This window comes from Marinoscillum luteum, assembly GCF_044005705.1.
Classification (GTDB): domain Bacteria; phylum Bacteroidota; class Bacteroidia; order Cytophagales; family Cyclobacteriaceae; genus Marinoscillum; species Marinoscillum luteum.
This window is the reverse complement of the sequence record NZ_JBIPKE010000018.1, coordinates 234153-247201: the sequence shown is the minus strand read 5'-3', so window position 1 is coordinate 247201 and position 13049 is coordinate 234153. Positions and strand designations below refer to the sequence as shown.

The following is a 13049-nucleotide window of genomic DNA, read 5'->3' as shown; positions in this document are numbered from 1 at the left end:
AAGTAAAATCAGCATACTTCCTAAGCTGTGTACCGTAAATAAGACAAACAAACTCCGCGCCCATGACACCTGAATACATCAAAACCACTGTTAGAAGCCTGGCCAAAAACAAATTGATCAGCTTTATCAACATTGTTGGACTGGCAGTGAGCCTTGCTGCATTCTTTTTCATCTACAGGTATGTAATGAAAGAGCTGAGTTATGACCAGGGACACCCACACTATGAGCGGTTATACCGCGTGGCAGAGCTGATAGAGAGTGAAAATTATCTGGAGAACAGCTCCAGTTCACCGTGGCCCACAGGGCCCGCCATTGTCAGAGAGTTTCCAGATGATGTGGAAGGGATGGTAAGATTTTTTGACTTTCAAACTCCCATCATCACCATCACCTTGGAAGATCAGCGAAAGTTCAATGAGCGCTACATCTACTTCACTGACTCCACCGTGTTCGACCTTCTGGATTTTAAGCTTATTCAGGGTGATCGGTCTGCTTTGTCCGGCCCCTTCTCTGCAACCATTTCTAAAAACCTTGCGGAGAAATATTTTGGTGATGAAAATCCAATGGGGAAGAAGATCACTCGTGAAGGATTTAATACCACCTATACCATTACCGGGGTATACGAACAAGGATCTATTTCCCACATTCGTACGGAAATGCTGCTTTCCATGCAAACGCTGGAAACAAATGCCCCATTTCTCAAAACTCAATGGGTGTGGAATCCGGCATGGACCTATATCAGGCTAAGCGAAAATGCCTCGGTCCAGGACCTGGAAAAAAATAAGTTTCCCCTGATGGTAGAGAAATATTATGACCCACGCACCAAGGATAAAACCAGCCACTACCTCCAGCCCATTCAGGATATCCACCTGGGCTCGCATCTTGAATTCGAACTGAGTGCCAACAGTGATATGAAGTACGTGTATATTTTTATCTCCTGTGCGCTGTTCCTCATCGTTATTGCTATTGTCAATTTCATCAATCTCTCTACCTCATTTTCCCTCCTGAGGGCCAAAGAAATAGGCGTCCGCAAGGTGTCAGGAGCTGCCAGGTCTCAGCTGATATTTCAGTTCTTATCTGAGTCAGTGATCATTTCACTCATTGCCTATGTGTTGGCACTCATTGGGTGTTATATAGCGCTGCCATTTCTGCAGGGTTTGATCAATATCAGCTTCGCAGAGCTGTTTGGATTGAACAATCTGCTCTTCCAACTGGGAGTGGTAATTTTAGTTGGGTTGGTATCTGGGATTTATCCCGCCTTCTTTATCTCCTCATTTGATCCGCTGCTGGTCTTCAAAGGCAAATTTATCTCCAACGCCAAAGGACAACTACTTAGAAAAGGGCTGGTGATCTCCCAGTTTACCATTGCCATAGTACTTATCATATTTACCTATGTCACCTATCAGCAACTACAGCTCCTTCGCAACCAGGACTATGGCTATCACACCAACGATGTGATCATTCTGGATGCGGCCACCACAAATCTTGGTCAGCGGATTGAAGGCTTTAAAACCGCCCTAAAAGCCAATGCATCAGTTGAGTCTATCACCACCATGAGTGACATGATAGGTGCCAATAACAACAATCACGACTTTCATCATGAAGGCATGCAGCCTGGCACCTGGAATTTCTATCCGGCACTGCTGGTGGATGAAGACTTTGCGGGCACACTAGGTTTGGAGGTGATTGCCGGCAGGGATTTTAACAGAAACCATCAAAAGGAAGATAGCCTGGCTGTGATCATCAATGTCGCCATGGCCAAAACCCTTGGCTATGCCACCCCGGAAGAGGCCATTGGTCACCCCCTTCGGTCACTTTCGGGCAACGAAAACATAGTGGGAGTGGTCCGGGATTTCAATTACAAATCCCTCCATTCTGAGATAGGGCCGTTTGTCCTGGATATAGGTCAGCGCGGACCCAATGGATTCTTTTTCTTTCGGCATGTGGCCATCAAGGTCAGTGAGGTAAATAATCAGACGCTAGGCCATATCCAGAACATTTGGGAAGAATTTGTGCCGAATAAGCCATTTACTTATAAAATACTGAGCGAAGAACTGCGTGGGCTCTATAAAAGTGAAAATAACCTGGGACAGATTCTGGGAGTTTTTGCGGTGCTCACGATTATCATAGCCTGTCTCGGTCTTTTTGCGCTGGCTACTTTTATTGCACAGCAAAAAACCAAGGAAATTGGTATACGAAAAGTACTGGGCGCTGGCCATTTGAAGCTTTTCATGGTAGGCTACAAAGAGCAGTTTTTTCTGGTTTTAGGCTCACTCATTTTAGCCACGCCCATTGCCCTTCTTTTGGTTAGGAATTGGCTGTCAGATTTTGCCTACCGGGTGGATCTCGGTCCGGCTCCCTTTCTAACGGCAGGCGCGCTCGCTATCCTGATTTCTGCATTGACCGTGTTTTCTAATTTCTACAAAACCATCACTGCAGATCCGGCAGAAGTGCTTCGGGATGAATAAATAATAAAAAAAGCCAGCTCCCTGGGAGCTGGCTAGTGACCAATCTCTGAGATCAGTCTGCCCTAGTAATCGTTTATTCCTGTTCAGTATTTCACAACCCTCTGATGACTCACAACCCTACCGTTGGCATCACTTACCTGGAGCAGGTACACGCCCGCTCTGAGTCTGTCAATGGCTATGGTTTGGTTTATTTCATCTTCGAGCAGTAACACACCACTGATGTCGTAAATCTTCACGAGGAGTCCGTCATCCCCACTTACCGTCAATCGTTCAGCGGCGGGGTTGGGATAAACTTTCACTTCATTCACCAGCGGAAGAGCGCCTAAGGCTACCGCTTTTGTGAGTACAAAATTGCCGGTAGCCGACCCTTCATAGTTAGTTTCCAATACAGTCACTTCCACCACATAGGTACCAGCCTCGGTGGGTAAAGTGCTACTGTCATCAAAGGTCATTGAATAGTTGAGCGCAGCAGGGTTAGTTGTGACTGTCGGCGACTTGGCTGTACCATCCGCTGTTTGAGTCAGGTTCTCAAGGGTCACTTTGGCTTGCGCCTTGTTGATGGTCAATGTTCCATCTGTATAAGTGAAGGCATAGTTTTGAGCCACACCACCAGAAACAGTGATGGCGTATGTGCCAACATCGCTCGTTTGAGTGGCAAGGGTGGAGGCCGTCGGGACTGTTTCCAGATCTGCCTCCGAATCATCACCGATAAACCCCTGATAGGCAATTGTGAATCCGGGATTCACTTCGCCATACATCCTGAACTCATCACCTGCCGACACCATTAAGGATGCTTGGCCAATGTTCAAACTTTGTGTTATATCCAATGCCGAACTGTAGTTGTCATTGCCTGACTGGCTGGCGGTAATGGTGGCTGTACCCGCTCCCACTATCGTCACGGTGCTTCCTGAAACAGAAGCCACGGTTTCATCCGAGCTGGTGAAGATCACCGCATGGCCACTCGCACCGCCTGTAGCAGTCAGGTCAAAAGCTGCATCGCCATAAGTCTTATCAGTCAGTGTCTCAAAAGTGATGGCCTGAGAGGCCTTTCCAATGGTTAGACTTTGTGTCACATCCAATGCAGCACTGTAGTTGTCATTGCCTGCCTGACTGGCCGTAATGGTGGCTGTACCCGCTCCCACGATCGTCACGGTGCTTCCTGAAATAGAAGCCACAGTTTCATCCGAGCTGGTGAAGGTCACTTCATGGCCACTCGCACCGCCTGTAGCAGTCAGGTCAAAAGCGGCATCCCCATAAGTCTTATCAGCCAATGCCTCAAAAGTGATGGCTTGGGAGGCCTTTTCTATGGTCAAGGTTTGTTGTACATCCAATGCAGCACTGTAGTTGTCATTACCTGCCTGGTTGGCCGTTATGGTGGCTGTACCCGCTCCCACGATCGTTACGGTGCTTCCGGAAATCGATGCTACAGTTTCATCCGAACTGGCATAAGCCACCTCTAAACCGGAACTCGCCGTAGCTGTCAGGTCAAAAGGTGCGTCTCCATAGGTTTTGTCTGCAAGTTCGTCGAAAGTAATTGCCTGGTCTAACTTTTCCACATTGATCAAAAAGGAGACGTCATCCGATAGAAATCCATCGGAAAGTGTCACGGTTACAGCATTGGAAGTTCCTGCACCAGCTGAAGTCGGCGACCAACTAAATCCCCCTGTGGCTGAATTGATGCTCATCCCTTTGCCCAAGGAAATAGGATCCAAGGAAAAGGTTAGCACATTTGAAGGCAAATCCCTATCCGATCCGGAAATTGCGATGGTCATCGTTTGTCCAACTGTCGCAGATTGATCTTCCACTACATTCAGCACAGGAGCCACATTCACTTCATTTACAGTAATGTTGAAAGTATCTGAAGTATAACTAACAGAATATGTAAGTTCACTTAAGTAATCCAAGGCGTAAACCACTACCTCATAGACACCCCCCTGGTCTTCAGTTGGGATCCAACTGAACGCACCGGTCTGACTGTCCAGATTCATTCCCAGATTGACTGACTCCTCGTGAAGCACAAATTCTATATTGCCCAATGGAAGAAAATCGTCCGTTGCGGTAACGGTGAATTGAATTTCTGTCTCTTCGTCCAGGGTCTTATCCGTTATTTGATCGATGACGGGAGGAGCGTTCGCTTCAAGTAGTACGGTAAAGTCACCTTCGTCTCCATCCGGGCTCCATACCTGGAGCAAATAGTCCGTATTTGGAGTAAGGGTCAGAAGAAGCAGCTCACTCTGGTCGAGTGCGCAAGCCGGAAAAGCTCCAAGCGGATGCGGTATTTGGTATATTTCACCGCAAGCAGCATAAATCGCTCCCCCTATGGTCGTGTTTTCTCCGGCCTCCACTGTAAAAATCACCTGGCCTGATTCACCCGAATTAAACGAATACCAGACATCCCTAATGTTTGATTCTTCTGTGCAAGGGCTGGATTCGGTATTTGGCACGCCAAATTCAGTGGATCCCTCTGTTGCCATTCCTTCACCCGGTTGGTAGACACTCAAGACCTGAGGGTTTGCACAATCGTCGTTGGCGGGTGGATTGTTCTCAAAATCAACTCCTAGTCCACTACTCGCTGGGCCTGTAGCGTTTAGAACATTCACCGCAAGGGAATTTGTAAAAGCCGCATCTGTAAACTCAAAGGTAATGTCCGCTATGTCATCAGCTGATTGATGTGAGTCCGCATTTCCGGTAAGGGTGAGGGTAGCCTCAGCATTAGGAAAACTGGTCATGATCTGGTAACTGCCCCAGCCTTCATTAACCCAACCTTGATTTACTGTAACAAATCCTCCATTTGCAAAAATGGCTTCATTCCAACCAAAACCCGGCACACCTTCCAGGATCTCCCAGGTCTGGCCATCTTCTGAAATGTAAATCCCATTGTCCTCAGAAACATCGTTATACCCATTCGCGATAAAAATCCCCTCTCCATAAACTACCCCGTACATCTCGGTATTGGCTATTTCATGCATGGTCCAATTGATGCCATCAACCGAGGTGATTATCACATTGCTATTCTGCTCTCCGGAATCCTCAACATAGTCACAAACGATAACAAATTTTCCGTTTCCAAAGGCTATTCCGTTCATGCCCAAATAGTAACTGTCGGAAGCTGAAACTGCATGGGCGGTCCAGTTGATTCCGTCTGTTGATACAGCCACGCTTTGACCCTGATAATAGTCGAAAGAAACAAATTTTCCATTTCCATAAGCGAGAGAGCTGCCTATATTTGAGTCTCCGGCATTTACACTCCAGTTTACACCATCAGTAGAGGTCATCACCCTGTTCGCTCCTGATGATTGAGTCGCTACAAAGATGCCGTTTGCATAGACTACTTTTTGCCAACCAATTTCTGTCATAGCGGTACCGGGTGTCCAATTGACACCATCAGTAGAGGTGTAAGAAAAATAAGTACCACTGTAGCAGACGGCAACAAAAATGCCATTGCCATAGGTAACAGAAGACCACTCAGCTATGTCAAGCGATGTGCTTTTGGTCCAGTTGAGACCGTCGGGAGAGGTTGCCAGCCGATGGGTGTTGTGATTAGCAAGAGCTACAAATAATCCATCGCCATATGTTACGGTTACATATTTGCCATCACCTGAATGGAAGGTTGACGCCCAGTCATAGCCTGCCAAATTGTTGGATGTAATGCTGAGGTTTGGTGTGAGGCCGGAAGGAACATTGCCTAGTGTCACCTGTGAAGAAAGGTCAAGGAGGCCATCTCCATCATCTTCAAAGGTTTCACCAGCCAAAAATATTTTGATTTCCCCCTCCACTGATCCGTCATTTGCTAATACTTCCTTAAAACCATTCCCTTCAAAACTGATGCCTTCCGGCCGGTTTTCAAAGTCGATCCCAATGCCACTAGCAAAGAATTCTGAATATGGGTCAGTTGCATTTGCTACATATTGGGCCGCAGTAAGAGTAAATGCTTCGTCCGTAAATTGAAAATTGAGGCTTGGTACATCGTTCGAGCTTTCGTGATCTACTGCCTTACCTATCAGCGTCAACACCATTTGTGAGGTGGAAGTTAAAATAGCTACAGGAGTCAATCCCGCAGGTAAGTTCTGTAGATTCAATTGACCCGGAACAGTCAAAAGGCCATCGCCATCTGGGTCGGCAAATGTATCATTGATCAAATCTATGGTCATTGAACCCGAAACTACCCCTTTGTTTTCTGATGTTTCGGAGAATCCATCTCCAGAATAAGTAAGCCCGGCGTTATCATTGAAATCTAAAGTAATTCCATTTTGATAATCTCTAGCATTAGAGATTTCAGCACTATTGGAGTTGGTAAAAGCCTGGTCATAAAAGGTGATGGTCAGATAGCTTTGATCGTTTGTATTTTCATGATCATTGGCATTTCCTTCGAGTGTCACCTCCACTTGCGTTGAACTGAGCAGTACCAATTTGGGAGTCAATGGATAAGGAGTTGACACGTAAACCTGGCTGCCGTGGGTCAATAAGTCATCCATATCGGGATCAGAAAATGTATCACCTGTTAAAGTGACGACCATGCTACCCTCCAATGACCCATCATTTTGGTCAGACTCTGTGAAGCCACCACTATAAGACAAGCTCCCTCGGGCATAATTAAAGCTGATCCCCACTCCGGTAGAAGCATTGGTCGCATTGATAATATTTTCGGCACTGACCGAAGTGAAGGCTGCATCGTTGAAATTGATGATCAGATCGCTGATATCATCCGAAGGCTGATGCGCCTCGGCAAGCCCATCAGATAAAAAACTTAGTTGTGCGGTCGTTTCCCACGTACCCATTCTGGGCATGAGGCCAGACGGGAGGTTGGTGATGGTGTAATGCACTCCATATTCCAGGTATTTATTTCCATGAGCATCACTTAAACCATTGAAAGTATCCCCAACAAGTGTGATGGAAATATAGCCCTCAAGCCTGCCATTGTTAGAGTAATACTCTTCAAATCCCTCACCAGTATATGACAACACAGGGCTGTCTGCAAAACTGATGCCCACTCCTGAATTCACTGTGCCTGTGGCATTGAGTACTGCACTCACGTTATAATTAGAAAATGCGACATCATCCATAGAAAACAAGAGCTCTGCTAAATCATGGTCAGTTTCATGGTCAGTGGCGTTTCCTGAAAGGGTAATTTCAATCTGAGTCGAACTATTGCTGGTCAACGTAGCTATTAACCCTGCGGGGATGTTATCAAAGGTAATTCCATTCCCAATATCAATGCCTTCAGCAAATGTATCTCCACTTAAGTCGATGATCAGTGAACCGCTTACGCTTCCATCATTGGCGGTCGTTTCCTCAAAACCCTCACTAGAGAAGGTAATGGAGGGATTATCAGAAAATGAAACACCCAACGAACTACTAGCCGGACCGGTGGCGTTTGTGATATCCTGAGCTCCAAACGCACCGAATGCGGTATCGTCAAACTCGAAAGTGATTTCCGCGACATTGTCGGAAACTTGGTGTGTCGAGGCATTTCCAAACAGAGTTAATACCGCCTCGGTTGTGGTGTTAATTGTCACCACCGGGGTGAGTCCATCCGGTACATTGTTGATTGAGACTTGTGATCCTACTTCGAGTTTTCCGTCTGTGTCTTCATCACGAAAGGAATCTTCCGTTAGCGTGATAACAATAGAACCATCTACAGCACCAAGGTTTGAAACCGATTCTGAAAAGCCAGTCCCAGAATATGTGAGAGAGGGCGCTTCATCAACAAAGTTTATACCTAAGCCCGTGTTCCCGTTAATGGCATTTATCACACTGCTGGCAGGTATTCCATCAAAAGCAGAGTCGTTAAACGTGAGTTCCAAACCGACTACATCGTCCGAACCTAAGTGAGAAGATGCCTGAGCAGAAAAGGTTAATGTCGCTCCTCTGGTCTCGCTGTACACAGTCACATTACTACTTCCATTTGCTACGGCTATCAATTTACCATTGCCAAAAGTAAGTCCATACCATGATGCAGACGGGGCTGTCTTTTGCACCCAACTCGCTCCATCAGATGAAGTGATGATGCCATAATCACCAACAGCGGTGAAGAAGCCCTGACTAAAAGTCACCTCCTCCCAATTCCCAAAAGGTGCCGAATGAGCTGTCCAGTTGATGCCGTCGGTTGAAGTCATTATGCTGTTAGCACCTACTGCTACAAATACACCGTTCCCATAGGTTACTCCTCTCCAGGAATTTGATTCCGGTGCTGAGCGATACGTCCAGCTCACACCATCCGTGGAGGTCATGATGCTATTACTCCCAACATATGATACAGCAACGAAGAGCCCATTTCCATAGGTAACCCCCCACCAATAACTATTTGACGGCTCAGATTGGATAGACCAGGTCAACCCATCTGTGGAGGTACGGGTGACTCCAGTCCCACAAACCACAAACTTTCCCTGGTCATAAGTAACTGACCATAATGAGCCAGAGCTAATTCCCACAGAAGACCAATTGACTCCATCGGTGGAAGTCATGATTCTATCTGTTCCTGAATTGGACACTGCTACGAATCTGCCTGCACCAAAAGCCACCTCATTCCATCTGCCATAAGACAGAGCCGGATGAGTTTCCCAGTTGATACCATCGGAGGAGATCATCACGTCACTTGTTTCGTAACCAACAGCCACATATTTACCATTGCCATAAGCAACAGATCTCCAACTTTGAATTGAAGATCCGCTACCTAAAACCCAATTTTCTCCCAAAGTAGTATTTGAAATGGCAATATTTGGCACAAGTCCCTCTGGTAGGTTATTTATGGAATAGTCCGTGGCATAGACTAGAGAACTTTTTGTTGCAAAAGACCCTGTTGAGAGGTTCATGAATATTGACCCTGATACACTACCATCGTTAGTTATGGTCTCCACAAACCCCTCTCCTGAATAAATCATGATTGGGTTATCATCAAAATCAATACCTGCACCACCTGATACGGGACCAGTAGCGTTGGGTATAGACGCAGCTTCGTAATTTGTGAAAGCTGCATCCTTAAATTCAAAAGTAATATCCGCCACATCATCCACACTCTGGTGAGCGGAGGCATTCCCTATGAGGGTTAGTACCGCCTCTGTGTCGCTGTTCAGCGTCAGAATGGGAGTAAGACCCACCGGAACATTGCCAATCGTCACCTCGCTATCAATGTCAAGCAAATTATCAGCGTCATCATCCTGGAAAGTATCTCCCCATACTGTAATAGTGATAGATCCTACTACCGACCCGTCATTGGCCGTCTGCTCGGTGAACCCTGCACCAGCATACGATAGGGTCAAATCCGGGCTCGTCCCGGTCAAATTGATCGTGTAGGGATCAGAGCAATCTGCAACAGTGGTAAAAGCCAATGAAGCTTCCTTAACCCCTACTGTCTGAGGATCAAAACTCACACTGAATGTTGTAGAGGCTCCTGCCGCAAGTGTGGTAGCTGTACCTGACAGATCAAGTGTGAACTGGTCTGCCTCGCTCCCGGTAATGGTGGCAGCAGGGTTGCCAAGGAGGTCAAGTGAGGTATCAGTTTGGTTTGTAATGGTGAAAGTAACTTCACGTGATGTACCTAATGCCACCAACCCAAAATCTTGGGTATCTCCTGATGACATTCGCTCATCCGACACCTTGATCTCCATGGGAAAAGAAGCCCAAGACGTATTTACATCACTAAAATCCAACAGCGAAAGGGTTTCTGTGGCCTGAATAAGATTTGAAGCTGTGGCACTTCCGGGAGTATCGTTCAACGGCCAGTAGGCAATCAAACCCAAATCCTCCACGGACAATATCCTGCCCATATCTAATTCTATTTCTGCCTGTGTTTTGGCGACATTCCATACACTGACTTCAGCCATGGCTCCCCCCTGAAAATCGTATAGATAGTTGACCACACCAAGTCCCAGACCAAATGGATTGGTGGTGTTGAGCACCAAATCACTACTAGTGGAAGTGCTCGCAATTAACTGAGCGTCAATGTAGATGGCTACAGTAGTAGCATTGCCATCATTTTCCCATGTCGCGGCGATGTGGTGCCAGGAGTTGGCTGCCAGGGTGTCTGTGGAAGTACTCGAGGCGTAAGCGGCAACATTTCCGGTATCCTCACTACCACCATATCTGAAATGTAAACCTACGGCACTGTGAAAAGAAATATAGAAAGAGTTCGAATGTGGATGTCCGATTTCGTTGGAGAAAAGTGCATCGTCATAAGGATCGCTCCAGTTGTCCTTCCTGACCCAGGCTTCAAAACTTCCTTCAGCATAGTCAAAACCGGTAATGGAGGTAGTACCAGTGTTACCACTGACATCAAACTCCAGGACGTTTCTTCCACAATCTCCACCAGAGATGGGCGGCTGGGCAAAAGTGGCTGAAACTGTAAGCAAGAGCAGTACTAAGACTGCCAAGGATCTGTACACTCCTTTGGTCAAAGGTGCGGTGCGTGATTCCAGGGAATCAAAGGTGGATAGATTGTTCATGTCTTTACTAGGTTTTAAGGGACAATAGACCTCCCTGAGAGGCTTTGCACCGTAATATGATTCCTAATAAAATCTGCTAATTCAATCCGTACATGAACTACTCAGATACGTACATGAACCTATCAACTCTGATCATTAAATTTTTAAGCGCGTCTTAATTTTTACCTTTGAAAACCCCAAACCTAAGCCATCTGATGTGCGAGCTGCAGTAGAAAGGAGATAGAAGTACCCTGGCTGGAGGAAGAGATGTGCAACTGCTGACCATGCAAGCGAATGAATTCCTGACACAATACAAGCCCAAGCCCGGTGCCCTTTTCACCCTGTGAACCGCGGGTGCTTTCTACAGGCTCATTTCCTTGAATTTTACGGATGGTCTCTTCTGGCATACCCTGCCCTGAGTCCGTTACAGTGATCTCAGCATAATCCTCTCGCTCAGAAACTGATAATTTAATCGTGCCCCCTACTGGTGAAAATTTGAGCGCGTTGCTCAGCAGGTTTCTGAGAACGGTACTGATCATATTGTAGTCGGCCTCCACCATCAGGCCGCCTTGCATTTCTACAGATACGGCGATCTCTTTGGCTTTTATGCCCTCGTCAAAAATAGTCATGCACTCCTCTACCAAGCCCTTCGTTTCAAATGCTCCACGCTGAAAATTGAGACCATTGGTTTGCGAGAGGGCCCATTTGAGCAGATTGTCCAGCAGATGATTCACCGATGCAGAGGACTGATCTACCTGCTCGATGAGTTGATCGATGCGCTCCTCATCTCCCTTTTTTCGATAAAACGAAAGCATTCGGCCAATGCCTTGCATAGAAGTAACCGGCCCCCTGAGATCATGGGCCACGAGTGCAAAAAACTTGTCTTTGGTCTTATTGGCTGCAAGGAGTTCATCCTGTGACTTGTTGAGTGCTTTGTTGATTTTGGTGACCAGTTTGTTTTGCTTGTCAATCTGATTTTTCGACTTCTTCAGTTGGAAATAGCCAAAAATCATGGCACCACTGAGTAGCAGAAATAAAACAGAAGCACCTCCGAAGAGCAATTTCTGACTCCTCTCTTTGTCCAAAATCAATCTGTTCAGCTCACTTTCTCTTTGCAAAGTCAAAATTTCGTTGGCCTTCTTCTCAGATTCATATTTTTCATTGAGCTCATTGATCGTCGCCAAGTCTTGTGAATTTTTAATGGAATCAACCGCAGCTACATGTTTTCGATAGTATTCGTATGCTTTAGCCACTTCACCTGTGGTTTCATACAATTTCACAAACTCCTGGGATAGATTTCGCTGACTGATAAGGTCTCCTGACAACTCAGGCATGGACTCTGCTTTTACAAAATATTGCTCAGCCATTGACAGGTTCCCCATTTGTTTTTCTAATGACCCAAGAGCGATGTAAGATTGGAGCATTCCTACTCTGTTGCCCAGCTGTTCTTCTATTTGAAGAGATTTCAATTGATACGCTCTGGCTTCAGCATACATTCCTTTCTTTAGATACGCCTCCCCCAGGCCACTATAGCCCCAAGCCTGATTCAACACCATTTTAGACTTTATGGCATAGTCAATGCAGTTTTTAAAGCAATAAATAGCCGAGTCATAGTTGGCTTCATCCTGAAAGACAGCCCCGAGGTATTGATAGGCCGTTGAGAGACCGTTCAGGTAATTATTTCGTTTATAGACCTCAAAGACTTTGTAAAAAAGGGGTTTAGATTTTGCTCCTTCGCCCATGGTCATATAGATCAGGGCAATATTGAGCTGCGCGTCGGCTTTGTCAGTTTCACTCCCCAGCTTATCAAAAATCTCTGCAGCCCGGACATAGCATTCCATCGCTTTGATGAAATCCGACTGGTACCAGTAATACCCTCCGAAATTGAGGGTGTTGCTGGCAATCAATACCGAATCCTGAAGCTCCTCTGCCAGCGCTTTGGCCTGCTGGCCATAGTAAAGGGCAGAGTCCATATCAATCGACATGTATAACCCAAAGAGTGAGTTGACCCAGCGGGTTTCCACTGAATCATTGGGCGGATTTTTCAGCATCGATTTCAAGCTATCTACCAGAGACAATCCCTGAGCTCCCGCAAATAGGGAACTAATGTAGAATGACAAACACAGGGAGAAACGAATGACTCTATTCATGGCGATAAGTAAGG

General features: G+C 46.3%; 3 protein-coding genes. 1 reads left to right on the top strand and 2 read right to left on the bottom strand.

Translation table 11 applies throughout. The features are described from left to right. The first annotated feature begins 62 nt into the window (after nt 1–62). Nucleotides 63–2465: an ABC transporter permease gene (locus ACHKAR_RS14610; protein ID WP_395418091.1), complete on the top strand. Its 2403-nt coding sequence runs from the start codon at nt 63–65 to the stop codon at nt 2463–2465. An 83-nt stretch (nt 2466–2548) separates the two neighbouring features. Here ACHKAR_RS14610 and ACHKAR_RS14605 read toward each other — a convergent pair whose 3' ends face one another. Together ACHKAR_RS14605 and ACHKAR_RS14600 are read right to left on the bottom strand one after the other, a co-directional pair. Then, nucleotides 2549–10906, bottom strand: a complete 8358-nt coding sequence (locus ACHKAR_RS14605) for an MBG domain-containing protein (protein ID WP_395418089.1) — start codon at nt 10904–10906, stop codon at nt 2549–2551. Between the two features lie 182 nt (nt 10907–11088). Continuing rightward, complete coding sequence (locus ACHKAR_RS14600) at nt 11089–13035, bottom strand: tetratricopeptide repeat-containing sensor histidine kinase (RefSeq protein ID WP_159582420.1); 1947 nt, start codon at nt 13033–13035, stop codon at nt 11089–11091. Between the last annotated feature and the right edge of the window lie 14 nt (nt 13036–13049).

Coding starts and splice junctions, on each gene's coding strand:
- ACHKAR_RS14610 (WP_395418091.1), top strand. CDS start 63: ATGACACCTGAATACATCAAAACCACTGTTAGAAGCCTGGCCAAAAAC.
- ACHKAR_RS14605 (WP_395418089.1), bottom strand. CDS start 10,906: ATGAACAATCTATCCACCTTTGATTCCCTGGAATCACGCACCGCACCT.
- ACHKAR_RS14600 (WP_159582420.1), bottom strand. CDS start 13,035: ATGAATAGAGTCATTCGTTTCTCCCTGTGTTTGTCATTCTACATTAGT.